The sequence below is a fragment of the Duganella flavida genome (assembly GCF_009857445.1).
Taxonomy (GTDB): Bacteria; Pseudomonadota; Gammaproteobacteria; order Burkholderiales; family Burkholderiaceae_D; genus Rugamonas; species Rugamonas flavida.
Window position 1 is genome coordinate 195325 of record NZ_WWCN01000007.1, and the last position, 22257, is coordinate 217581.

Annotated in this window: 23 protein-coding genes; 7 read left to right on the top strand and 16 right to left on the bottom strand. The window is 60.6% G+C overall.

What is annotated here, in order from left to right:
- Positions 1-3 precede the first annotated feature (3 nt).
- Positions 4-1116: a Re/Si-specific NAD(P)(+) transhydrogenase subunit alpha gene (locus GTP46_RS13185; RefSeq protein WP_161007093.1), complete on the bottom strand. Its 1113-nt coding sequence runs from the start codon at positions 1114-1116 to the stop codon at positions 4-6.
- Between the two features lie 199 nt (positions 1117-1315).
- Between GTP46_RS13185 and GTP46_RS13190 the strand changes: the two genes are divergently transcribed.
- Positions 1316-1813: an NUDIX hydrolase gene (locus GTP46_RS13190; protein WP_161007094.1), complete on the top strand. Its 498-nt coding sequence runs from the start codon at positions 1316-1318 to the stop codon at positions 1811-1813.
- Positions 1814-1816: 3 nt separating this feature from the next.
- The gene (gene mnmA / locus GTP46_RS13195; RefSeq protein ID WP_161007095.1) at positions 1817-2923 is read left to right on the top strand and encodes a tRNA 2-thiouridine(34) synthase MnmA; all 1107 of its coding nucleotides are present in this window, start codon (positions 1817-1819) and stop codon (positions 2921-2923) included.
- On the opposite strand, the gene GTP46_RS13200 is transcribed toward mnmA, so the two are convergent.
- The 4 genes from GTP46_RS13200 to GTP46_RS13215 all read right to left on the bottom strand — a co-directional run bounded on the left by GTP46_RS13200 (position 2924) and on the right by GTP46_RS13215 (position 5381).
- Positions 2924-3367 (bottom strand): response regulator, encoded by a 444-nt coding sequence (locus GTP46_RS13200; protein WP_161007096.1) that lies wholly within the window; start codon positions 3365-3367, stop codon positions 2924-2926. It abuts the gene before it with no gap.
- Positions 3368-3383: 16 nt separating this feature from the next.
- Positions 3384-4157, bottom strand: a complete 774-nt coding sequence (locus GTP46_RS13205; protein ID WP_161007097.1) for a 5'-3' exonuclease — start codon at positions 4155-4157, stop codon at positions 3384-3386.
- A 47-nt stretch (positions 4158-4204) separates the two neighbouring features.
- On the bottom strand, positions 4205-4639 hold the full coding sequence (locus GTP46_RS13210; RefSeq protein WP_202414255.1) for an Sbal_3080 family lipoprotein: 435 nt from the start codon (positions 4637-4639) through the stop codon (positions 4205-4207).
- A 70-nt stretch (positions 4640-4709) separates the two neighbouring features.
- Positions 4710-5381, bottom strand: coding sequence for a glutathione S-transferase (locus GTP46_RS13215; RefSeq protein ID WP_161007098.1), 672 nt, complete (start codon positions 5379-5381; stop codon positions 4710-4712).
- 155 nt (positions 5382-5536) lie between these two features.
- Between GTP46_RS13215 and GTP46_RS13220 the strand changes: the two genes are divergently transcribed.
- A complete protein-coding gene (locus tag GTP46_RS13220) occupies positions 5537-7150 on the top strand; it encodes an FMN-binding glutamate synthase family protein (RefSeq protein WP_161007099.1) in 1614 nt (537 codons plus the stop codon).
- 3 nt (positions 7151-7153) lie between these two features.
- On the opposite strand, the gene GTP46_RS13225 is transcribed toward GTP46_RS13220, so the two are convergent.
- The 4 genes from GTP46_RS13225 to GTP46_RS13245 all read right to left on the bottom strand — a co-directional run bounded on the left by GTP46_RS13225 (position 7154) and on the right by GTP46_RS13245 (position 10163).
- Positions 7154-7453: a BrnA antitoxin family protein gene (locus GTP46_RS13225; RefSeq protein WP_161007100.1), complete on the bottom strand. Its 300-nt coding sequence runs from the start codon at positions 7451-7453 to the stop codon at positions 7154-7156.
- 264 nt (positions 7454-7717) lie between these two features.
- On the bottom strand, positions 7718-7987 hold the full coding sequence (locus tag GTP46_RS13235) for a DUF6587 family protein (RefSeq protein ID WP_161007101.1): 270 nt from the start codon (positions 7985-7987) through the stop codon (positions 7718-7720).
- 1 nt (position 7988) lies between these two features.
- Complete coding sequence (gene feoB, locus GTP46_RS13240) at positions 7989-9893, bottom strand: ferrous iron transporter B (protein WP_161007102.1); 1905 nt, start codon at positions 9891-9893, stop codon at positions 7989-7991.
- 3 nt (positions 9894-9896) lie between these two features.
- Positions 9897-10163, bottom strand: coding sequence for a FeoA family protein (locus tag GTP46_RS13245; protein ID WP_161007103.1), 267 nt, complete (start codon positions 10161-10163; stop codon positions 9897-9899).
- Positions 10164-10351: 188 nt separating this feature from the next.
- On the opposite strand from GTP46_RS13245, the gene GTP46_RS13250 reads away from it, so the two are divergent.
- Together GTP46_RS13250 and GTP46_RS13255 are read left to right on the top strand one after the other, a co-directional pair.
- Positions 10352-10573 (top strand): (2Fe-2S)-binding protein, encoded by a 222-nt coding sequence (locus GTP46_RS13250; RefSeq protein ID WP_161007104.1) that lies wholly within the window; start codon positions 10352-10354, stop codon positions 10571-10573.
- Entirely contained in the window at positions 10574-11278 is a 705-nt protein-coding gene (locus GTP46_RS13255) for an energy transducer TonB (RefSeq protein WP_161007105.1), read from the top strand. It begins immediately after the preceding gene.
- Positions 11279-11285: 7 nt separating this feature from the next.
- Here GTP46_RS13255 and GTP46_RS13260 read toward each other — a convergent pair whose 3' ends face one another.
- Complete coding sequence (locus GTP46_RS13260) at positions 11286-11801, bottom strand: pyridoxamine 5'-phosphate oxidase family protein (RefSeq protein ID WP_161007106.1); 516 nt, start codon at positions 11799-11801, stop codon at positions 11286-11288.
- A gap of 217 nt (positions 11802-12018) precedes the next feature.
- Between GTP46_RS13260 and bfr the strand changes: the two genes are divergently transcribed.
- Positions 12019-12492: a bacterioferritin gene (bfr, locus tag GTP46_RS13265; RefSeq protein ID WP_092277121.1), complete on the top strand. Its 474-nt coding sequence runs from the start codon at positions 12019-12021 to the stop codon at positions 12490-12492.
- 21 nt (positions 12493-12513) lie between these two features.
- Here bfr and GTP46_RS13270 read toward each other — a convergent pair whose 3' ends face one another.
- The 6 genes from GTP46_RS13270 to GTP46_RS13295 form a co-directional block, all read right to left on the bottom strand.
- On the bottom strand, positions 12514-13815 hold the full coding sequence (locus tag GTP46_RS13270; RefSeq protein ID WP_161007107.1) for an MFS transporter: 1302 nt from the start codon (positions 13813-13815) through the stop codon (positions 12514-12516).
- Positions 13812-14726 (bottom strand): PfkB family carbohydrate kinase, encoded by a 915-nt coding sequence (locus GTP46_RS13275; RefSeq protein WP_161007108.1) that lies wholly within the window; start codon positions 14724-14726, stop codon positions 13812-13814. The genes GTP46_RS13270 and GTP46_RS13275 overlap by 4 nt, the downstream gene beginning before the upstream one ends.
- Positions 14723-16591 (bottom strand): alpha-amylase family glycosyl hydrolase, encoded by a 1869-nt coding sequence (locus GTP46_RS13280; protein WP_161007109.1) that lies wholly within the window; start codon positions 16589-16591, stop codon positions 14723-14725. The genes GTP46_RS13275 and GTP46_RS13280 overlap by 4 nt, the downstream gene beginning before the upstream one ends.
- Entirely contained in the window at positions 16581-18869 is a 2289-nt protein-coding gene (locus GTP46_RS13285) for a TonB-dependent receptor (RefSeq protein WP_161007110.1), read from the bottom strand. Before GTP46_RS13285 ends, GTP46_RS13280 begins: the two co-directional genes overlap by 11 nt.
- A 129-nt stretch (positions 18870-18998) precedes the next feature.
- Positions 18999-20033, bottom strand: a complete 1035-nt coding sequence (locus tag GTP46_RS13290; protein WP_161007111.1) for a LacI family DNA-binding transcriptional regulator — start codon at positions 20031-20033, stop codon at positions 18999-19001.
- Between the two features lie 4 nt (positions 20034-20037).
- Positions 20038-20646: a glutathione S-transferase N-terminal domain-containing protein gene (locus GTP46_RS13295; RefSeq protein ID WP_161007112.1), complete on the bottom strand. Its 609-nt coding sequence runs from the start codon at positions 20644-20646 to the stop codon at positions 20038-20040.
- A 104-nt stretch (positions 20647-20750) separates the two neighbouring features.
- Here GTP46_RS13295 and purB point away from each other — a divergent pair, with 104 nt between their 5' ends.
- Complete coding sequence (purB, locus tag GTP46_RS13300; protein ID WP_161007113.1) at positions 20751-22127, top strand: adenylosuccinate lyase; 1377 nt, start codon at positions 20751-20753, stop codon at positions 22125-22127.
- Positions 22128-22257: the final 130 nt, after the last annotated feature.

The following is a 22257-nucleotide window of genomic DNA, read 5'->3' on the forward strand; positions in this document are numbered from 1 at the left end:
CCGTTATTTGCGCAGCAGTTCACCGCCGGTGCACAGCAGCGTGGCCTTGATGATGTCGTCCTCGCGGTCGATCACCAGCTTGTCTTCCTTATCGATAATCAGCTTGAGGAAGTCCAGCACATTGCGCGCGTACAGCGCCGAGGCATCGGCCGCCACGAGGGTGGCCAGATCCGGCTCACCGACGATATGCACGCCATGCTTGACCACCGTCTTGTTCAACTCCGACAGCGGGCAGTTGCCGCCCTGCGATACGGCCAGGTCGACGATCACGGAGCCCGGCTTCATGGCCTTCACGGTTTCTTCGGAAATCAGCACTGGCGCCGGACGGCCTGGAATCAGTGCGGTGGTGATGATGATGTCGGCCAGCTTGGCGCGTTCGTGCACCAGCTCCGATTGACGGCGCATCCAGTCGGCCGGCATCGGACGCGCATAGCCGCCCACACCCTGCGCGATCTCTTTCTCCTCATCGGTCAGATAAGGCACGTCGATGAACTTGGCGCCCAGCGACTCTACCTGCTCCTTCACCGGCGGCCGCACGTCGGACGCTTCGATCACCGCGCCGAGGCGCTTGGCGGTGGCGATGGCCTGCAAACCGGCCACGCCGACGCCCATAATCAAGACCCGCGCCGCCTTCACCGTGCCGGCTGCCGTCATTAGCATCGGCATGAAACGCTGGTAGGTATTGGCTGCCACCATCACTGCCTTGTAGCCGGCGATGTTGGCTTGCGACGACAGTACGTCCATCGACTGCGCGCGCGTGATGCGCGGCACGGCTTCCAGCGCGAACGCTTGCAAGCCCGCCGTTGCCATTGCGGCATTGTTGTCGGCGTCGAAAGGATTGAGCATGCCGATCACCACCGCCCCCGGTTTGATCTGGGCGCGCTCTTCTGCATTGGGGGCACGAACTTTGAGGATCACATCGGCTGCCCATACTTCGCTGGCGGGCACAATTTGTGCACCAGCTGCAACATAGGCTTCATCGGTGACGGAAGCTGCCAAGCCTGCGCCGGCCTGCACCAGTATCTGGTGCTTGGCGGCCAGCTTCTTGACGGTCTCCGGGGTGGCCGCCACCCGGGTCTCACCCGGCCGTGTTTCGGCCGGTACGCTTATTCTCATGGTGCCTCCAAATGATTAATAAACTGACTAGAATCTATCATGGATTTTTGGACCATGATACTTAATACTTAATGTTTTATAGCCACTGGTTTCATCACTTCAAGTGTGACTATTTGTCATGAATTACCCCGCAATTTGGTGCAAGCGCAAACCAAATGGCCGGAACAGGCTAAAATATCGGCTCTTTCAAGGATGACTCATGCCGCGTATCTGGAAACCCTCTGTTACTGTTGCCGCCATCGTCGAAAAAGATGGCAAGTTCTTGCTGATCGAAGAGGAGACCAGCGATGGCATCCGCATCAACCAGCCCGCCGGACATCTCGACCCGTATGAGTCCTTGCAGGAAGCGGTGATCCGCGAAACCCTGGAGGAAACGGCCTACGACTTCACGCCAACCGCACTGGTCGGCATGTATATGGCGCGCTACACCTCCAACCGCACCGGCGAGGAAGTGACGTATCTGCGTTTCACTTTCTGCGGCTATCCGGGCGAGAAACACAACCGTCCACTGGACGAAGGCATTTTGCGCACCATGTGGCTGACGCGCGACGAACTGGCCGCTTGCGCCGACCGTCACCGCAGCCCGACGGTGCTGCAATGCGTCGATGAATATCTGGCGGGCCACCGGGCGCCGCTGGCACTGGTACAAACACACGCTTCCGTCTACAGGGAAGCGGTTAGCACTGCGAATGGATAAGTAATGAGTAAGAAACGGGTCGTTATCGGCATGTCGGGCGGGGTGGATTCCTCGGTCTCGGCGTGGCTGCTGAAAGAACAAGGCTATGAAGTCATTGGCCTGTTCATGAAGAACTGGGAAGACGACGACGACTCCGAGTACTGCTCCACCCGCCAGGACTGGATCGACGCGGCCTCGGTGGCCGACGTGGTGGGTGTGGATATTGAAGCGGTCAACTTCGCCAGCGAATACAAGGACCGCGTGTTTGCGGACTTCCTGCGCGAGTACCAGGCCGGCCGCACGCCGAACCCGGATGTGCTGTGCAACGCCGAGATCAAATTCAAGGCTTTCCTCGATCACGCCATGACGCTGGGCGCGGACTTGATCGCCACCGGCCACTATGCGCGCGTGCGCCAGCACAATGGCAAGAGCGAGCTGCTGAAGGCGGTCGATCACACCAAGGACCAGAGCTACTTCCTGCACCGCCTGAACCAGGCGCAGTTATCGCGCACCTTGTTCCCGCTGGGCGAGATTCCGAAAACCGAAGTGCGCAAGATTGCCGAGAAACTGAAACTGCCGAATGCGGCCAAGAAGGATTCGACCGGCATCTGCTTCATCGGCGAGCGTCCGTTCCGCGAGTTTTTGAACCGCTACCTGTCGTACAAACCGGGCCCGATGATGACGCCGGACGGCAAGGTGGTGGGCGAGCACGTGGGCCTGTCGTTCTACACGCTGGGCCAGCGCAAGGGCATCGGCGTCGGCGGCTTGAAGGCGTACAAGAACGCTGATGGCAGCAATGACGCGTGGTATGTGGCGAAGAAGGATGTGGCCAACAACGTGCTGTACATCGTGCAGGGCCATGACCATCCGTGGCTGCTGTCGTCGACGCTGCGCGCCGACCAGGCCAGCTGGGTCGCTGGCGAAGCGCCGGAAGCGCGCGCGATGTCGGCCAAGACCCGCTATCGCCAGGCCGATGTGGCGTGCGAAATCGCGCCGGAAGGCGAGTCTGACTTTGCGTTGAAATTCATGGATGCCCAGTGGGCTGTGACGCCGGGCCAGTCGGCCGTGCTGTACGACGGTGAAGTGTGCCTCGGCGGCGGCATCATCGACAGCTCGACCTTCGCTGGCTGATTAACCGGCGGCGGGTTCGTCGCCCTCTGCTGCCGGCGCTGCTTCGCTGGCAGCTTTCTCCATCGCGGCGCGCTGGCGTTTGACCATCGCGATCACCACGTTACGAATCGTATTCAACACCGTATCCGCCTTGAACGGCTTGACGATAAAACCGCTCACGCCGATCGCATGCGCGGCCTGGATGGTGCCGGCATCGAGCTCACTGGAGACCATGAAAATCAAGGTCTTCGGCCAGTTTTTGCGAATCTCGTTCAAGGATGCCGGATCGCTCTCAATCTGCTCCTTGGCGATGCAGACAATGTGCGGCTGGTGCTTGATCAGCAGCGTCATCGCTGCGAGCGTGGTGTGGGAGAGGCCCACCACATCGTAACCGCCATCCAGCAGCACGGTGTTGAGCAAGCCGCGAGCAACGGCGCTGGGATCGATAACGACTGCTTTTAACATCTTGCAAACCTTGTTATTAGTGGGACCAAGCCAGCATATTCCAGCTGACGCCAACCCGCACATCTGTTTTTAATGCTACCAGTTGTCGAGAAAGATACAGCATTTCGCGTTCTTTTCGTAGTGTTTCGCCGAGCGTATCCTTCAGAATGCCCGCGCCGGCCATGATGGCGTCCAGAGTGCCGTATGTACGCAACAGTTTGGCCGCCGTCTTCACGCCGACTTTGGACACGCCGGGGATGGAATCGGTGACGTCGCCCATCAGCGCCAGCAGGTCGGGCAGTTGCTCGGGCGGGATGCCCCACTTCTTCTCGACCCAGGCGCGGTCGTGCCATTCGCCCTTGAAGTGATCCCACACGCGGGCGCCATTGGCGATCAGGCCATGCAAGTCCTTATCGGTGGTAGCGATGGTGGCTTCGCCGCGGCCTTCGGCCAGCCAGCGCATTACCACCGTGCCGATCACATCGTCGGCCTCGACTTCGGGCACCGACACCACATGCAGGCCGAAACCTTGCAGCTTCTCGTAGAAAGCCGGCAGCGCATCGCGCAGCGGCGACGGCATCGGCGCGCGGCCTTCGCGGTAGCCAGCGTACAAATCGTGACGCCAGGTGAGGCCGCCGAAATCAAAGGCGGGCAGCACGTGCGTGGGGTCGTGGTCATGCAGCAAAGTGCGGAACGACGACAGCGCATGGCGCAGCGCGATGTCGGCCTTCTCGGGACTATCAGGTTCTTGGCTGGCTTCGTAGACGCGGCGCACAATATTGAGGCCGTCGATGGCAAGGAGTCTACCCATGTTCAACTTCATCCGGGCTTGGTCAAGCCGCCATTTTAACCGACCGATTAACGGCCGGCACCGCCAGGGAACAACTGGTCTACCAGTTCAGTAATTTTTTTGTCCGCGTTGATGAACTTACCGGTATTCAAGCCAGCGCGATTGGCGTCATAGATCGCTTGGCCGGCAGGCTTGCCGGCGTTGTACACCTTGATTTCAGCATAGGTCATATACATCGCCAGGTCCCAGCGCCAGTTGGCCGTGTAGGTCGACGTGATCGCGCATTCGACGATTGAGGCATCGGCTGGCATCTGCTGCGCGACGTAACCCTTGGCTTCGAGCGCATGCTTGTAGGCCGACAGGAAGCCATCTCTCACCGCCGGATTGTTGATGATGCAGACCTTCTTTTCCGCAAAGTGCTCGACCGGCTTGACGGTCTGGTGGATCGCACAGCCCGTAAACAATGGCGCGACAATGGCGAGCACAACGAGACGCTTCAGCATGATGAACTCCTGAGGAAGATAAAATTTAATGGCTAAACGATATCTTACCTCATGGCAATGCCTTCGGTGGTTATTTTAATAACTCGTACGGGCCGCCACGTTCGAGGGCGCGCTGGAAGGCGGGACGGCTGTGGATGCGCTTGAGAAAGGCGCTCAGGTTCGGACGGTTCTCGTCCAGCCCGCCACGCGCGAAGGCCGCTTCCAGCGGGAAGCTCATCTGGATGTCGGCCGCGCTGAATTCGGCGCCGGCAAACCACGGAGTCTTGTTCAGCTCCGCTTCCAGGTAATCAAGGTGGCGCGCGATCTGCGGCAGGATGTAGCTACCCTTGACCTTTTGCGCAATCCCGCGCGCGATCGGTTTGACGAAGAACGGCGCCGGGCCGTTTTCCACCCGGTCGAAGATCAGCTTCATCAGCAGCGGCGCCATCGCCGAGCCTTCGGCGTAATGCAGGAAGTAAGTCCACTGGCGGCGCTCCGCCGTACCGGCTGGCGGCACCAGGCGGCCATTGCCATATGTGTCAATCAGGTACTCGACAATCGCGCCCGATTCGGCCACCACGATCTCGCCATCGCTGATCACCGGCGACTTGCCCAGCGGATGAACGGCCAACAGTTCCGGCGGCGCCAGCATGGTCTTCGGGTCGCGCTGGTAGCGCACGATTTCGTACTCCAGGCCCAGCTCCTCCAGCAACCACAGCACCCGCTGCGAACGTGAGTTATTCAGATGGTGGACTACGATCATGGTGGGTATCCCGAGAAAAAAGAACGGCCGTGCGCCGCAACCTCGCTAGCTTAGCATTGTTGGACGCACAGCGCGTGCCGCCTCTCCTATGGCTATGGATTCCGCAGGGAAACAGCAGTACACTCGGAGGATCGCTAGCCGTCGCCGGAGTGTTCATGAATTTGCTTTCGCCGCGTTACCTTGTCCTCAATGCTGCAATCGTTACCCTGCCAGCCTCGCTGGCGCTGGGTGCGCCGTGGGAGATCCCGGTAGCGGCCGCCGCGCTCGTCGCGGTTGGTGTCAGCGACCTGCTGCAAACCAAACGCGCGCTGCGCCGCAATTACCCGATCATGGCGCACTTCCGCTTCTTCTTCGAATCGATACGGCCCGAGATCCGCCAGTACTTCCTGGAAGACGACACGGTGGCCGAACCGTTCTCGCGCAACCAGCGCAGCATCGTCTACCAGCGCGCCAAGCTCGACACCGACAAGCGTCCGTTCGGCACCCAGCTCGACGTCTACGCGCCTGGCTATGAATGGATCAACCACTCGATCGCCCCGGCAGCCGAGCAGCCGCATGACTTCCGCATCGAGATCGGCAACCATCCGGACTGCCCGCGCGCGCTGCCCTACTCGGCCAGCGTGTTCAACATTTCAGCGATGAGCTTTGGCGCATTGTCGGCCAACGCCATCCTCGCCTTGAACGGCGGCGCCAAGCAGGGCGGCTTCATGCACGACACCGGCGAAGGCAGCATCAGCCCCTACCACCGCCAGAACGGCGGCGACCTGATCTGGGAAATCGGCTCTGGTTACTTCGGCTGCCGCAACGACGATGGCACTTTCTCGGAAGCGAATTTCGTGGCCAACGCCACCGCGCCGCAAGTGAAGATGATCGAGCTGAAAATGTCGCAAGGCGCCAAACCGGGCCATGGCGGCGTGCTGCCGGGCGCCAAGGTCACCATCGAGATTGCGCAGACGCGCGGTGTGCCAGTGGGGCGCGATTGCATTTCGCCGTCGCGCCATTCGGCCTTCAGCACGCCGATTGAAATGCTGGAGTTTATCGACCGCCTGCGCACGCTGTCGGGCGGCAAGCCGACTGGTTTCAAGCTGGCGATTGGTCACCCGTGGGAATTTTTCGGCATCGTCAAAGCCATGCTGGCGACGGGCATCGTGCCGGATTTCATTGTGGTCGATGGTGGCGAAGGCGGCACCGGTGCGGCGCCGGTGGAGTTCACCGACCACATCGGCACGCCGCTGCAGGAAGCGCTGCTGCTGGTGCATAACACGCTGGTGGGCGCCAACCTGCGCGACAAGGTGAAGATTGGCGCTTCGGGCAAAATCATCACCGCCTTCGACATTGCGCGCACTTTGGCGCTGGGCGCGGACTGGTGCAACTCCGCGCGCGGCTTCATGTTCGCGCTGGGTTGCATCCAATCGCAAAGCTGCCACACCGACCGCTGCCCGACCGGCGTCGCCACGCAAGATCCGTCGCGCCAGCGCGCGCTGGTGGTGCCGGACAAAATCCAGCGTGTAGCCAACTTCCATGAGAACACCATGAAGGCGCTGGCGCAGCTGATTGCTGCCGCCGGTTTGACGCACCCATCGCAACTGCGCCCGCGCCACCTGGTGCGGCGCATCTCGACCAATCAGGTGAAACTGGCGTCGGCGCTGCTGCCGTATCTGGAACCGGGCGAACTGCTCGACCCAAGCCAGCTATCGCGCCTGCCGCCGGTGTTCGGCCACTACTGGCCTATGGCACAAGCCGAAACCTTTGATCCCTACTGCGGTTGAAGCTTACGCGGGAAACGGCACGTAGCCACGCTTGATCGCCCACTCGCGCAGCACGGCATTAATGCCCTGCTGCCAGTCATCGCCCTGCCGCTGGAACGCGGCAATCGTCGCCGCATCAAACTCCATCGTCAAAGAGACGGTAGGCGAGCCCGGCGGTGCTAGCAGCCGCGCACGCCAAGGGCGGAACTGCGCCAACTCCTCCTCCGTCAGCGGCTGCGCGTCTGGATCTGACAATGCAGCCACAGTGATGATCGCGTCCTCTTCCGGCGTGCAAAAAACTATCTTACGTTCTTTGTGATACATAACGTGCTTCCTCCGACGTTTTGGCTCTGCGCAAACTGATGATCCGCAAGACATCACTACGCTCAACAAACACCACACAATATAAGTTCGGGCCTATTCGACCTACGCCACACTCTCGAAGTTCCGCTTACGCCGGTTGAGCTTGTCTTTCTTGGGATCGAAGGTGATCACCATTTTTCATCTTATCCGCAGAAATTGAGAAATCAATCGTCTGCGAAGAAGATAAAACTGGCGTAGGTCGCTGGCTTTGCGCCAGCGCAGGGATTAGCGCTGCACGTGCAGCTTGATGACGCGTTTCAGAGAGGCTTCGGATTTAGCTGGTGGCGCGCTGTCGCAGGAGCCGCAGGACGAGCAGCCGGTATCGTCGCCGCAGCCGGATTTGATGTTGAACAGTTTGGACAGGCGCGCTTCATCGTAGCCGCGCTTGCTCAGCGCGCCCACGATCTGGCGGCGCAAGGCCGCTGGCAGGTACTTGGTGCAGAAGTGCGCCAAGGCTGCCACCACAATCAACGCCACAATAATCTGCTGCCACATATCAGCCTCCAAGCAGTGCCGACGAAATACGGAAGGTCAGGAACGACGCCGTGTACGCCAGCGCAAACATATAGCCAGCCATCAGCAGCGCGTAGCGCGTGCCGCCGGTCTCGCGGCGCACCACAGACAAGGTCGACATGCACTGCGGCGCAAACACATACCACGCCAGCAGCGACAAGGCGGTCGGCAAAGTCCACGACGCAGCGATGATAGGTTCCAGAGACTGCGCCAGTTCCTCGCCGCTCTGCGACAGCGCATACACCGTGCCCAGCGCACCTACCGCCACTTCACGCGCGGCCAGGCCCGGCACCAACGCGATGCAGATCTGCCAGTTGAAGCCGATCGGCGCAAAAATGTATTCCAGGCCGCGGCCTAGGATGCCGGCCAGGCTGTAGTAAATCGGCGGATGGGTCGCGCCTTCCGGTGCGCCCGGGAAGGAGCTCAGGAACCACAGCAGCACCATCAGCGTCAAAATAATCGTACCGACGCGCGACAGGAAGATCTTGCAACGCTCCCACAGGCCCAGCGCCAGGTTCTGCATGTGCGGCCAGTGGTAGGCCGGCAGTTCCAGCATCAGCGGCTGCTTCTGGTTGGCGCCCAGCGCGCGCTTGAAGAAGTACGCCACCGCCATCGCCGAGAAGATGCCAGCGAAGTACAGCGCAAACAGCACCAGCCCTTGCAGGCTCAGGAAGCCATACACTTCACGCTCCGGAATGAAGGCCGCAATAATCAGCGCATACACCGGCAGGCGCGCCGAGCACGTCATCAGCGGCGCAATCATGATGGTCACCAGACGGTCGCGCGGATTTTGAATGGTGCGCGCTGCCATCACGCCCGGAATCGCGCAAGCAAAGCTGGACAGCAGCGGAATGAAGGCGCGGCCCGACAAGCCCACGCCACCCATCAAACGATCCAGCAGGAAGGCCGCACGCGGCAGATAGCCGCAATCTTCCAGGATCAAAATGAAGAAGAACAAAATCAGAATCTGCGGCAGGAACACCAGCACGCTGCCGGCGCCGCCAAGGATACCTTCCACCAGCAGGCTGCGCAGGATGCCGTCTGCCATCGTCTCCTTGATCATGACGCCAACGCCGTCCACGCCAGCCTTGATCATATCCATCGGCACATTGGCCCAGCTGAACACGGCCTGGAATACCAGGAACATCAGCACCGCCAGAATGATCGGGCCCAGCACCGGATGCAGCACGACATCATCAACCTTCTCGCTCAGGCTATCTTCATTTGCACTTGGATTGCTGACCACCAGGTCGAGGATGCGGCGCACTTCGCGCTGCGTCTCTTCCACACCGACCGCGTCAATGGCCGACAGCGGATTCGGCTGGCTCACCGGCAGCGGCCACATCATGTCCAGCGCGCGCAGCAGCGATTTCTCACCGCCGGCCTGCACCGCCACGGTTTCCACCACCGGCATGCCCAGCTCTTGCGAAAGACGGTCAGCGTCGATGCTGATGCCGCGCTTCTTGGCGACGTCGACCATATTCAGCGCCAGCAGCATCGGCAGGCCGAGACGTTTAATTTCGAGTACCAGGCGCAGATTCAGGCGCAGGTTGGTGGCGTTGACCACGCACACCACCACGTCCGGCGCCGGCTCGCCCTTGCGCAGACCGGCCACCACGTCGCGCGTGATTTCCTCGTCCGGCGTGTGGGCCGACAAACTATAAGCACCCGGCAAATCCAGCACACGGAAGCCGTTGCCACCACCGGTGGTGAAGGCACCTTCCTTGCGCTCGATGGTCACACCAGCGTAGTTGGCGACCTTCTGGCGCGCGCCGGTCAGGCGATTGAACAGCGCGGTCTTGCCGCAATTCGGATTGCCCAGCAGCGCCACCATCGGCGTCCGGGTCACGGCCGGCGCCTGCGACGCCTGTTTTTCTACTGCACCCATTATTTATTCCGGTTGTATCGATACCAGCGCAGCTTCAAAGCGACGCAATGCAAAAGTGGAGCTGCCGACCTTGATCGCCAACGGTTCGCCGCCCGGCATGCCGCGTTTCAGCAGGCGGATTTTCTCGCCCGGCACAAAGCCCAGCTCCATCAGGCGACGCGCCAGTCCCAGCCCGGCGTCGGCAGCGTCGCCGGGCGAAACATGGACCACGGTGGCGGTGGCGCCAACCTTGAGCGTATCGAGCGTAATGAGGGGAGCAACGTGTGTCATGACTAATTTCCGGCCGGAATTTGATACTAGCATTATAAACGGTAATGCGAATGACTTCTATTTAGCTTGCATACTGCTGAACTTTAGGGCAGTATACGATTAATGATAATGATTCGCATTAAGTTACTAGCAATCATGTCAGGAAGAACTTAATCCAGACTTATTCAGCCTAGCCAGAAGGTGCATCAATGATTGTTTGTGTTTGCAACAACATCTCAGATCGCGAAATCCGTCAAGCCATGGACTTGGGTATCACGTCGATGGACGAATTGCGTGACGCGCTGGGTGTAGCCACCTGCTGCGGCCAATGCTTCTCCTGCGCCGAAGAGATCCTCACCGAACACCTGGCCGTGCAAGCCGCTGCCGAACTCAAAGAAACCGTGCTGAAACGCCCGGCCTTCGCCAACTAAATGAATACCATGACCTACAACCGGACGGCGTCGCTGTCCGGCGACGATACCGGCTTGGCGCTGGAACTCAAGCGCCGCAGCCGCAAGCTGGCGCCAATGGCAGCCATCGTTGTAGGTCACGTGGTAGTGTTTTATCTCGCCTATTCCGGCATGCTGCGCAATGTGACGCATGCCATCCTGCCGCAAGTAGTGAATGTCACCTTCGTCGCCGCGCCCGAGCCGCTGAAAGCGCCGCCGCCGCCGAAAACCGTGCCGCTGGTGCAGCCGAAGCAAAGCTTCGTGCCGCCGCTGCCGGTGGTGAATATCGTGCAGACTGAACCGACCATCACCCTGCCGCCGCCGCAACCGCGCCCGAGTGAGCCGACCACGGCCACGGCCGCGCCAGTGGCGCACGCCGCACCGCCGGCGCCGGCACAACCGGCCGCACCGAAAACTGTCTCGGGGGTGGAATACATCCGCGCGCCGAAGCCAGTCTATCCGAGCATTTCGCGCCGCATGGGCGAAACCGGCGTGGTCATGCTGCAGGTGCTGATCAATGAAAAGGGCTTGCCGGAGCAAGTCACCGTGCATACCTCATCCGGCTCCACCAATCTCGATGAATCCGGCCGCCAGTCCGTGCTGCGCGCGCTGTTCAAGCCGCACATGGAAGATGGCAAGGCCATCCCCGTGTACACGCTGGTACCGATCAACTTCCAGCTCGGCTAACAATCCACTACAGATCGAGCCTGCCTTCGATGGAGTCATCCATCGTCTTGCCGATGACGGCGCCGATCAGCATCTTCACGCTGGCCACGGCCTTGCCGTGTTTGGTATCCCAATAGTAGCCATAGGTCGGCGCAAACTTGATCAGCGTGATGCGCGGATCCTCTTCGCCTTCGTTAAACCAGGTCTTCATCGTAAAGCTCCACAGCTCCTTGAGCTTGAGCGGATCGCGCGTCACCGTCGCGATGCCTTCGAGGTGCATGAAGTCGGCATGCGACGAGCCCTGGAAGTACAGCGTGGCTGACGGATCGGCCGCCAACTCGATATTTTTCTGACTGTCGCTGGCGGAGATAAACCAGACATTACCCAACTCATCGACCTGCAGTGCCGTCATCGGCCGAGAGTCGCCGGGGCCACCACTGGCGTCACTGGTACAAAAAAAGCAGCCGGGGGTGCTTTCGACGAAATCGTGAATTTTGCGCACGGCGTCTTCGCCGATTAAATCCTGATGGTGTATGGCATCCATGTAGTCCTCCTGAGTGAAGCCTCATAGTAGCGACGCGGACGCTAACGCACAGTGGGTTGCCACACATTGCGAATGCTAATAATTTTCATTTGTTCCAATGTTTTCAGGCCGGGGATATTGGTACACTTTGGCGGCCATTCCTTGGCAATCGCTACACGTTGGCAGTCTGTTCATGGCAAAATAACGGCATTCCCGCAACCATTTTAGAAAGCCTCCCATGAAGGGCGACCAAGAAGTCATCCGCTTGCTGAACGCACAGCTGACCAACGAACTTACCGCGATCAACCAGTACTTCCTGCATGCACGCATGTACAAGCACTGGGGCCTGGAGAAAATCGCCAAGAAAGAATACGAAGAATCGATCGGCGAAATGAAGCACGCCGACAAACTGATCGACCGCATCCTGATGCTGGACGGCCTGCCTAACCTGCAAGCCATGCACAAGATCATGATCGGCGAGAACACCGAAGAGATGATCAACTGCGACCTGAAGCTGGAAAAGGGCGCACAGATCACTGTCAAGGAAGGCATCGCTGCCGCCGAGAAGGCCGCCGACTACGTGTCGCGCGACCTGCTGCTGATGATTTTGGAAGACACCGAAGAACACATCGACTGGCTGGAAACGCAGCTGGACCTGATCAGCAAGATCGGCATCCAGAACTACCTGCAAAGCCAGATCAACGAAGAGTAATAAACGAAGACGCCAGCCAATTTACGCTGGCGTTTTTTTTATCCTTACTTTAAACACGGCCACTGCGCCGCACAGCATCAACACGCCGGCCAGGCGGATCACATTCTCCGGATTGCCACCCAGCAGGCTGCGGTAGTACAGCGGCAGCGTGAAAATCTGGATGATCATCGGGATCACGATGAACATATTGAAGATGCCCATGTAGACGCCGGTGCGCTCCGGCGGAATACAGCCCGCCAGCATCACATACGGATTGCCCATGATGCTGGCCCACGCCAGCCCGATGCCCACCATCGGCACAAACAACAGCGCCGGTGTATGAATCTGCGGGATGCTCAGCATCGCCACACCAGCCAGCGCAAGGCAAACGCTGTGCATGATCTTCGGCCCATAGCGCCGCGTGAACGGTACCAGCGCCAGCGCGCCAACAAACGCGATGAAGTTGTAAAACGCGCCCACCTGCCCGGCCAGCAAACCGGCATCGCGGAAACCCTCTGAGGCCTGGTCGGTAGTGCCATAAATCGTGGTCGACAAGGACAGCATGATGTACTGCCAATAGCAGAACATCGCATACCACTGGAACAGCTTGACCCACGCCAGCTGGCGCATGGTGTGCGGCATCTCGCGCACCGCGCTCACAATGTCGCCGATTGCATGACGCCAGCCGGCCGGTTTGGCGCGCATGGCTTGCAGCTCGCTCTCGCTTAGCGGATTTTCCTTGGTCGTCTTCAACGTCCACAGCACGGAGCTAATCGAAAACACTGCACCGATCATGAACGCAACGATGACGATGTGCGGAATGTGGCTGCTGTTGACGGCATCCTTGTTCATGCCCAGCCAGACCAACAGCGACGGCGTTAAATAAGCCAGCGTTTGTCCGAGTCCGGTGAAAGCGCTTTGCGTCAGGAAGCCAATCGAATGCTGCTCCGGTTGCAGCTTGTCGCTGACGAAGGCGCGGTACGGCTCCATCGTCACGTTGTTGGCTGCGTCCAGTATCCACAGCAGGCTGGCCGCCATCCACAGCGTGGGGCTGAACGGCATCGCCAGCAAACCAAGGCTGCACAGGATGGCGCCGATCAGGAAGTAAGGCGTGCGCCGCCCCCAGCGTGTGACAGTGCGGTCGCTCATGGCGCCGATCAGCGGCTGCACCAGCAGGCCTGTCATCGGGCCGGCCAGCCAGAGATACGGCAGGCTGGCTTCATCGGCACCGAGGTATTTGTAGATGGGGCTCATGCTGCTTTGCTGCAGGCCGAAACTGAACTGGATGCCGAAGAATCCAATGTTCATGTTCACGATCTGCCAGAACGACAGGCGCGCCTTCATGACACGGCTCCCCAGCTTTTTATCCAAGGCGTGTAGAAGCTGATATCGGCCGGCACCGCGCCGGAGATACCGCAGATAGCACCGGCAAACGCATTCGCACGCGCCATCGTCAGCGGCAGCGGCCAACCTTGCGATTGCCCGAACAGAAACACCGCAGAGAAGGCATCGCCCGCACCGACGGTATCGACGATGTGCTCAGGCGCGTGGCTATCGTGGTTGGCAATCACCTCGCCCTCCGCACTGAAATACATCGCCCCGCGCTCGCCCAGCGTGACGATCAGGCCTTGCAGGCCGAAGGTGCGCATCAGCGTTTGGCAAGCGTCCTGCATGTCGGCTGGCTCGGTATGGGTGTACCAGCGGAACAGGTCTTTCAGCTCATCCTCATTGACCTTGACGATGTCGGCCAGCTTGAGCGACTCGTGTGCGATGCGCTCGGTGACCTGGCCTTCGCGCACATTCAGGTCGAGATAGCGCTGGGCGTTGCTGGCTTCCAGCATGGTCCGCAGCGTGCCGCGCGATTGCTCATGGCGTTGCGCCATCGTACCGAAGTAGATGACCTGTGGCTGCGCTGCCGCCAACGCCGCCAGTGCCGGCGCGGTCTCCACGTAGTCGTAGGCCTGGTCCGGCAGGATGATGAAGCGGTGGCCGTCCGCATTACGTTCGACCACCACGCAGCCGGTGGCTTCGCGCTCATCGACCTGCAACGCCGCTTCGCTCATGCCGAAGCGCGTGAACTCGTCGCAAATGCGCGCGCCGTTCTTGTCCGCACCGATGCGTGTGACCATCAGCGTGGCGACGCCGAACGCCGCCAGGTTGCGCGCCACATTGAACGGCGCACCGCCCACCACCTGCTCGGTGATGAAATCGTCCACCAGTGCCTCGCCGAAGACGGCGATGGTTTGTTTGCTCATTCTGCCGCTCCACGTTCCAGCCAGTGCATCGCATACGGCGCCAGCGTCACCGCGCCTGCCAGTATGTTCCCATCCATGCAGTCGATCCAGCGGCCTTGCAGCGCATAGCTTTGCGGCTGGCCAGAGAAGTTCATCAAGGCGAGGAAACGCTCGCCGCGCGCCAGCGCCAGCATGCCGTCCGGCGCATCGGCCAACAGCGTGCGTGGTGCGTTGGCGGCCAATTCATCATGCAGGCGGCGTGCGCGCACCATGCGGATCAGCGACTGATACATCTTGCCCGCGCTAGTGCCAGCGTAGTCCCGGCCCTTCCAGCGCGAACGATCGAATACGGGCCGCTGCAGCCAGCGGCTATCCATTGCGTGCTGTGGACGATGCAGGTAGCTCTCGTCGTTTTCCATCGCCAGTTCATCACCCATGTACAGCACCGGCAGCGCGCCAAAGCTCAAGGCCAGGCCATGCAGCAGTTGCAGGCGGCGCATGGCCAGTTCGCGTTCTTCATCGTTGTGCGCGGTTTGCAGGCCGACCAGCGATGCAGCCATGCCGTTACTGCCATGCGCTGCATTTGGATCGGTACTCTGGAACGATGCGCCGGCGGCGTAGCTGTTTTCTGCGCCGGTGTAGAAGCGGGCCGCGCGCGCGAGGCGTGCGTTGGCGTCATGCCCTCCGGCTGCGGCTTCGGCACGCAACACGTTCCAGCCGATGTCGTCGTGGCAGCGCACGTAACTGAGCCACGTGGCGGCTTGCGGCAGTTCGGGTGTGTTGCGGATCACTTCACGCAATGCGCTCGTGCCCTCCTCGGACAAGGCCAGCCAGCCAGCGGCCATCAGGCTGCTGTGATAGGCGATGTGGCATTCGCGCGCATCCGCGCTGCCAAGGTAGGCCGGCAGCTCGCGTGTCGGCACGATGGCTTCAGCTTTTAGCAGTACGCCCGGCGCCACGATATCGACAATCGCGCGCAAGGCTTGCAGGATCTGGTGCGCCTCCGGCTGGTTCATGCTGTTGGTGCCTTCGCGCTTCCACAGGAAGGCTGTGGAATCCAGGCGGAATACTTCGATGCCGCGATTCGCCAGTCGCAGCAAGGCTGCCGCCATTTCGGCGAACACCGCCGGGTTGGCGTAGTTCAGATCCCACTGGTACGGATAGAAGGTGCTCCACACCCAGCCGCCCATCGCTTGCACGTGCGTGAAATTGCCCGGTGCGACTTGCGGGAACACCTGCCCCAGCGTGGCCTCGTAGCGGTCCGGCATGGTGCGGTCGGGGAAGGTGAGGAACATGGCACGCGCAGCAGCGTCGCCATTCTTCGCGGCGACGGCCCACGCATGATCGTCCGCCACGTGATTCAAAATGAAGTCCGAGCACAAACTGATGCGGGCTGCGCGCAGCTGCGTGGTCAGCGCATCCAGATCAGCGTTGGTGCCCAGCGCCGGTTCAACGTCGTCAAAACTGGAGACGGCAAAACCGCCATCGTTCTCGCCTGCGCGCGCGCGCAAGAACGGCAGCAGGTGCAGGTAGCTGACGCCCATCTCCTGCAAATACGAGATGCGCTCCGCTACGCCATTCAGATCGCCGCCGAAGTTTTGCACATACGCGCAGTAACCCAGCATACGCTGGCTGAGGAACCAGTCCGGCTGCGCGGCGCGCTGCTCATCCAGCGCCCGCAATTCCGCCGGACGCGCCGAGTACAGCGCGCCCAGTGATGCCATCAACTCGCCCAGCCAAGCGTCGAAGTCCGCGTGCTCGCCATACAGGCCGGCCAGCAGCCGGCGCAGCACCGGCTCGTAGACGGCCAGGCGCTGCGCGGCTTGCGGCCGCAAGGCATTGGGCAGGACCGCAAGCATGCGGTCCGACATTTCTTTAGAAGGCATAGGACAGACTGACTTTCGCGGCGCGACCGGAGATGGAACGGGCGGCGTGACCGTCGCCTTCCACTTCAGTGTAGCCGATCTTGTTGAACAGGTTATTCACGCTCAGCGACAGTGTGGCTTTCGGCGTAACGCTGTAGTTGACGAAAGCATTTACCACTTCATACGCTGGCAGCTCGATGGTGTGTGCATCATCGCCCCACGACTTGCCGGTGCCGATCAAGCTGGCGCCGAAGGTCGCATCACCCAGGCTGTAGGAAGGCGCCAGTTGGTAGATATACTTGGCCTGACGACGTGGCGTATTGCCGATGTTGGCCACATCCGCTGCTGCGGTGCCGGTGATCTTGGCGTCGGTGTAAGTCATGCCGCCGGTGACGCGGAATGCGCCGTTGCTATACGCGCCTTCCAGCTCCACACCTTTCGCGTCGTACTTGTTGGACGTGCTGCGCTGCGTGGTGGCTTCGAAATTACTCTCATCAGTCTTGGCCTGGAACAGCGTGACGAAGGTGCTGATGCCGCCACTGCGCCATTTCACACCGCCCTCGATCTGCTTGACGGTGTTGATGTTGATCGGCGCGCTGCCATCCAACGGCGTGCCAAACAGGATGCGGTCGGCATTGAAGGCCACGCCGTCGCTGACGCGGGCAAACGCCGACAGGTTCTTCGAGAACGCATAGTTGCCGCCCACCGAGTACGAATTGTGATTCAGCTTGTAATCGACAAACTGCTCGGTGGCTGCGTCGTAGCGCAGCGCGCCGTTGTTCAGAGTCGCGATGTTGGCGGTGCCGCTGGCTTGCTGGCGGTCCTGACGGACGCTCGCATCGAGATTCAAAGGACCAGCCTCATAGCCAACGTTCAGATACGGCGACGTCAGTTTGTATTCCATGTCCACGGCGCGCGAGCAGCAGCCGCCGAAGGCCGGGCCGACCAGTCCTGGTGTGGTGCTGGTGGTTTGCAGCAGCGCCGGTTTGTCGCCGGTAGCCTGCATCAGGTACTCGTTGAAGTTCCAGGTCAGCGCCAGCTTTTGCGTCGACAGGTACAGGCCCGCCGTGGTGGTCAGCTTGGAACCATCGGCCAGCTTGAAGGTCTTGGCCAGCTTGGTGTCGTTCAGCGTATTGCCCGCATCATCGATCGAGGTGTTGAACACCACGGCGGAGAATGCACGGCCGTTGTAAGCCTTGCCCTTGTTCGGTCCCGTGGCAAAAGTGTAGCTGCCCACCGTGCCATTGTTCCCTGCAAAGACACCGGCAAAGCGGCCGCTGTTGCTGGAGGTGCGGAACTTGTCGCTCAGGTTCCAGCCGTCACCCAGATCGAACGAGCCTTCGAGGCCGAACGAATCGCTCTTCACTTTCAAGCCGTCGTTGACGTTGGTCGATACCGGCGTGTTGTTCTTGCTAAGGACCACGTCGCGCACCCAGTACGGCGAATAGAAGCTCACCGTACGCGGATCGATGCCCGGGATTTCCTGGATCTGCTTATTCACCACCTGCACCGGAACCGGCAGCGCGGTCGGCGATTTATCGTCCAGATGTTTGAACGACAGGCGGATAAAACCGTTATCCAGATCATGCGTGATATTGCCGCGAATTTGGCCGCCATCTTCGGTGCTCATGCCGGTATTGCGCACGCCTTCACCGGTGCGGTAGTTCCCACCGATGAAGAAGCGGGTCTTGTCCGAGATCGGCGCGCCGTAATCGAAGTCGTAGCGGGTTTCGTCGTAGCCCAGGCCGCGGCTGATGGCGATGTGGCCGCCCTTCTCTTCGCCGGTCTTGGTGATAAAGTTGATGATACCGCCCGGCGCATTGGTCGCCAGCGTGGAAGCCGAACCGCCGCGCACCACTTCCAGGTGATCCAGCGTGCCGTCGATTTTGACGTAGCTGTCCGGCGTGATGAAGTTGAAGTCGCCCGATTGCAGCACCGGCAGACCATCTTCCTGAATTTGCACGTAGCGCGCGCCGCCGGCAGAAATCGGCACGCCGCGCACAGTGATGTTGGCGTTGCCCTCGCCGCCCGACGATTCCGAACGCACGCCCGGCACCGAGCGCAGCACCTCGGCCGCGCTCAACGGCGCAGCGTTCTTGATGGCGTCGCCTTCGATGGTCGAGATCGACACACTGGTTTTCATTTTGGACGACGCGCCGCTGGTGCCGGTGACGACCACGCGCTCCATGTTCAGGCCGTCTGCGGCCGGGGCTTCTTGCGCGGCGGCGCCGCTCATGTGCAGGACTGCGGTTGCGACAGCGGCAGCAATGCCGCCCAGTTTAAGGGTGCGATGGTGCATGAATCGTCTCCAGTATTGTCGTTGCTGCTACTTTATTGAGCAGATGAACACATTATGCAATCGATTGCATGAAATTGCAAAACACTTTTTGTTACGGCTATTAAAGCCGTGTGCAATCGGTTGCACAAATCAGACGGAGCTGGAGCGGACGATCAGCTGGGTAGGCAGTTTTAGCGAGGGCGCTGGACGGCCCTCGGTCAATTCCAGCAGCGAGGCAACCAGCGCGCGGCCAGCCTCCCGCACCGGTTGCTGGACGGTGGTCAGCGGCGGATGGAAGTAGCTGGACAACTCGATATCGTCGTAGCCGATGACGGCCACGCGGCCCGGCACGTCGACGCCCAACTGGCGGAAGGTATTAATCGCGGTCATGGCCATCAGGTCGCTGCCGGCGAACACGGCGTCGAACACCACGCCACGGCGCTGCAGTTCCTCGACTGCGAGGCGGCCGCCGTCCGGCACAAACGAGGCCGGCACCAGCAGCGCAGGATCAGGCGTAATGCCAGCCTTCGCCAGCGCATTGCACAAGCCTTCGTAGCGCTGGCCGATTTCCGGCAAGTTGATGTCGCCAAAGAAGGCGATACGCTTGCGGCCCTGCGCCAGCAAGTGCGCACCAGCCAGCTCGCCGCCGGCCAGGTTGTCGCCGCCGACGGTGCAGTACAGCTGCTGCGGCAACTGCGCGCCCCACACCACGATCGGCACGTGGCGTGCCGCCAGTTGGTTCAGTTGATCGTGATGGCGCCACTGGCCGATCAGCACGATGCCGATCACGCGGCCAGTATCGAACGGCGCAGCGGCGGCATCGAGCTCACTGGCGTCCACGCGCGACACCAGCATATCGAAGCCCTGCTCGGTCAGCGCATCGGCCAGGCTGCCCAGCATGGACAGGAAGAAGGGATCGGACAAATGCTGGCGCGTGTCCGGGTCATACGGCACCACCACGCCCACGGTGCGATTCTGCTTCATGCGCAAATTCTGTGCACCGATGTTGATGTTGTACTTGAGCGAGCGCGCCAGTTCCATGACGCGGGTGCGCGTCTCTTCGCTGATCAGCTTGCTGCCGGCCAGCGCGCGCGAGACGGTGGAAGTCGATACGCCTGCCAGCCGCGCAATGTCGGCCATTTGCAGGCGCCGGCTATCCGCTTCTGGCGGCGTGGACTTGGGCATGGGCTTAGGCAGGAACCGTGTCCTTGAACGACTGGCGCTCGGACAGCTTGTCGTACAGCTTGGCCAGGTTGGCGTAGTCATCGCGCCAGGTGATTTCCGGGAAGCGGAACGACAGCCAGCCCAGCGCGCAACCCACCGCCACATCGGCCAGCGAGTAGTGGATGCCGGCGCAGTAAGCCTTGTCACCCAGTTGCTCCGACATTACCTTCAAGCCGAGCGTGACCTTGCCCATTTGGCGCGCCATCCACGCTTCGCTTTGCAGTTCTTTCGGACGCATGGTGCGCTCCAGGCGCACGCTCACGGCCGCATCCAGCATACCGTCGGCCAGCGCTTCCCAGCACTTGATGTCGGCGCGCTCGCGGCCGTTTGGCGGCAATAGCTTGCAGACCGGGGTCAGCGTGTCGAGGTATTCCGCCATCACGCGCGAATCGTACATCACCGAGCCATCTTCCATGACCAGGCTAGGCACTTTGCCGAGCGGGTTCAACTGGCTGATGGTGGTATCTGCGGCCCACACATTTTCCAGTTCAAACTGGTAATCGAGCTTTTTTTCCGCCAGCACGACACGTACTTTGCGGACATAAGGACTGGCGAGGGAACCGATAAGTTTCATAGACGCTCATAGAGGGAGAACAGGCCTCAGTATAACATCGGCGGGTTGGGGCCCGGCCAATGGTAAAATCTCGGTCTGCTCTTTCAACTTTCGCCCATTCCATCATGACCACTACTCCTTACTCCACGCTGTCGGCCCTGTCGCCGCTGGACGGCCGCTACGCCAGTAAAACTGATCTGCTGCGTCCTATCCTGTCCGAATCCGGCTTCATGCACCACCGCGTCAAAGTAGAAATCTCCTGGCTGCAAGCGCTGTCGCTGGCCGGTTTCGCGGAAATCAAGCCGTTCTCGGCCGCAGGCACCGCCCTGCTGGACAAGATCGCCTCTGACTTCACCGAAAAAGATGCGGCCCGCATCAAGGAAATCGAAGCCGTTACCAACCACGACGTCAAGGCCGTGGAATACTGGCTGAAAGAGCAAGTCAAAGATGTGCCGGAACTGGTGGCTGCGTCGGAGTTCATCCACTTCGCCTGCACCTCGGAAGACATCAACAACACCTCGCACGGCATGATGCTGAAGGCTGCGCGCGACAACGTCATGCTGCCATCGCTGCGCAACGTGATCGCCAAGCTGACCGACATCGCCCACGTCAACGCCGAACTGCCGATGCTGTCGCGCACCCACGGCCAGACCGCCAGCCCGACCACCCTGGGCAAGGAAATGGCTAACGTGGTTGCTCGCCTGCAGCGCGCCATCAAGCGTATTGAACAAGTTGAAATCCTGGGCAAGATGAACGGCGCCGTGGGTAACTACAATGCCCACCTGTCGGCTTACCCATCGTTCGACTGGCCTGCATTCTCGAAAGCCGTGATCGAGCAGCGCCTGGGCCTGGTGTTCAATCCGTACACCATCCAGATCGAACCGCACGACTACATGGCTGAACTGTTCGACGCCTTCGCCCGCGCCAACACCATCCTGCTGGACCTGAACCGCGATATCTGGAGCTACGTCTCGCTGGGCTACTTCAAGCAGAAGCTGAAAGCCGGCGAAATCGGTTCGTCCACCATGCCGCACAAGGTCAACCCGATCGACTTCGAAAACTCGGAAGGCAATCTGGGCCTGGCCAACGCCGTGCTGAAGCACCTGTCGGAAAAACTGCCAGTCTCGCGCCTGCAGCGCGACCTGACCGATTCGACCGTGCTGCGCAACATCGGCGTCGGCTTCGGCTACACCCTGCTGGCTTACGACAGCTGCCTGCGCGGCCTGAACAAGCTGGAAGTGAATCCAGCCCGCCTGGAAGCCGACCTGGACGCGAACTGGGAAGTGCTGGCCGAGCCAGTGCAGACCGTGATGCGCCGCTATGGCATCGAGAATCCGTACGAACAGCTGAAAGAACTGACCCGCGGCAAAGGCATCTCGAAAGTGGCACTGCAAGAGTTCATCAATGGCTTGGCCGTACCACAGGAAGCCAAGGACCTGATGCTGGCCATGACGCCTGCCAACTACACCGGCATCGCCGCAGCTCTGGCAAAAGCCATCTGATGTAGAAAAGCAATCTGCTTTACACTAGCCCCGACGACGCTTCGCGTCCTCGGGGCTTTTTTTCGCCTTTTTGAGGGTGGCAAGCGCGCTTCAACATTCTTTGGTATATTTAGTCCTAATACGTACTATA

What these genes read in the sequence shown, in the direction of transcription:
- GTP46_RS13185 (WP_161007093.1), bottom strand. Translation starts at nt 1,116, where the DNA reads ATGAGAATAAGCGTACCGGCCGAAACACGGCCGGGTGAGACCCGGGTG.
- GTP46_RS13190 (WP_161007094.1), top strand. Translation starts at nt 1,316, where the DNA reads ATGCCGCGTATCTGGAAACCCTCTGTTACTGTTGCCGCCATCGTCGAA.
- mnmA (WP_161007095.1), top strand. Translation starts at nt 1,817, where the DNA reads ATGAGTAAGAAACGGGTCGTTATCGGCATGTCGGGCGGGGTGGATTCC.
- GTP46_RS13200 (WP_161007096.1), bottom strand. Translation starts at nt 3,367, where the DNA reads ATGTTAAAAGCAGTCGTTATCGATCCCAGCGCCGTTGCTCGCGGCTTG.
- GTP46_RS13205 (WP_161007097.1), bottom strand. Translation starts at nt 4,157, where the DNA reads ATGGGTAGACTCCTTGCCATCGACGGCCTCAATATTGTGCGCCGCGTC.
- GTP46_RS13210 (WP_202414255.1), bottom strand. Translation starts at nt 4,639, where the DNA reads ATGCTGAAGCGTCTCGTTGTGCTCGCCATTGTCGCGCCATTGTTTACG.
- GTP46_RS13215 (WP_161007098.1), bottom strand. Translation starts at nt 5,381, where the DNA reads ATGATCGTAGTCCACCATCTGAATAACTCACGTTCGCAGCGGGTGCTG.
- GTP46_RS13220 (WP_161007099.1), top strand. Translation starts at nt 5,537, where the DNA reads ATGAATTTGCTTTCGCCGCGTTACCTTGTCCTCAATGCTGCAATCGTT.
- GTP46_RS13225 (WP_161007100.1), bottom strand. Translation starts at nt 7,453, where the DNA reads ATGTATCACAAAGAACGTAAGATAGTTTTTTGCACGCCGGAAGAGGAC.
- GTP46_RS13235 (WP_161007101.1), bottom strand. Translation starts at nt 7,987, where the DNA reads ATGTGGCAGCAGATTATTGTGGCGTTGATTGTGGTGGCAGCCTTGGCG.
- feoB (WP_161007102.1), bottom strand. Translation starts at nt 9,893, where the DNA reads ATGGGTGCAGTAGAAAAACAGGCGTCGCAGGCGCCGGCCGTGACCCGG.
- GTP46_RS13245 (WP_161007103.1), bottom strand. Translation starts at nt 10,163, where the DNA reads ATGACACACGTTGCTCCCCTCATTACGCTCGATACGCTCAAGGTTGGC.
- GTP46_RS13250 (WP_161007104.1), top strand. Translation starts at nt 10,352, where the DNA reads ATGATTGTTTGTGTTTGCAACAACATCTCAGATCGCGAAATCCGTCAA.
- GTP46_RS13255 (WP_161007105.1), top strand. Translation starts at nt 10,574, where the DNA reads ATGAATACCATGACCTACAACCGGACGGCGTCGCTGTCCGGCGACGAT.
- GTP46_RS13260 (WP_161007106.1), bottom strand. Translation starts at nt 11,801, where the DNA reads ATGGATGCCATACACCATCAGGATTTAATCGGCGAAGACGCCGTGCGC.
- bfr (WP_092277121.1), top strand. Translation starts at nt 12,019, where the DNA reads ATGAAGGGCGACCAAGAAGTCATCCGCTTGCTGAACGCACAGCTGACC.
- GTP46_RS13270 (WP_161007107.1), bottom strand. Translation starts at nt 13,815, where the DNA reads ATGAAGGCGCGCCTGTCGTTCTGGCAGATCGTGAACATGAACATTGGA.
- GTP46_RS13275 (WP_161007108.1), bottom strand. Translation starts at nt 14,726, where the DNA reads ATGAGCAAACAAACCATCGCCGTCTTCGGCGAGGCACTGGTGGACGAT.
- GTP46_RS13280 (WP_161007109.1), bottom strand. Translation starts at nt 16,591, where the DNA reads ATGCCTTCTAAAGAAATGTCGGACCGCATGCTTGCGGTCCTGCCCAAT.
- GTP46_RS13285 (WP_161007110.1), bottom strand. Translation starts at nt 18,869, where the DNA reads ATGCACCATCGCACCCTTAAACTGGGCGGCATTGCTGCCGCTGTCGCA.
- GTP46_RS13290 (WP_161007111.1), bottom strand. Translation starts at nt 20,033, where the DNA reads ATGCCCAAGTCCACGCCGCCAGAAGCGGATAGCCGGCGCCTGCAAATG.
- GTP46_RS13295 (WP_161007112.1), bottom strand. Translation starts at nt 20,646, where the DNA reads ATGAAACTTATCGGTTCCCTCGCCAGTCCTTATGTCCGCAAAGTACGT.
- purB (WP_161007113.1), top strand. Translation starts at nt 20,751, where the DNA reads ATGACCACTACTCCTTACTCCACGCTGTCGGCCCTGTCGCCGCTGGAC.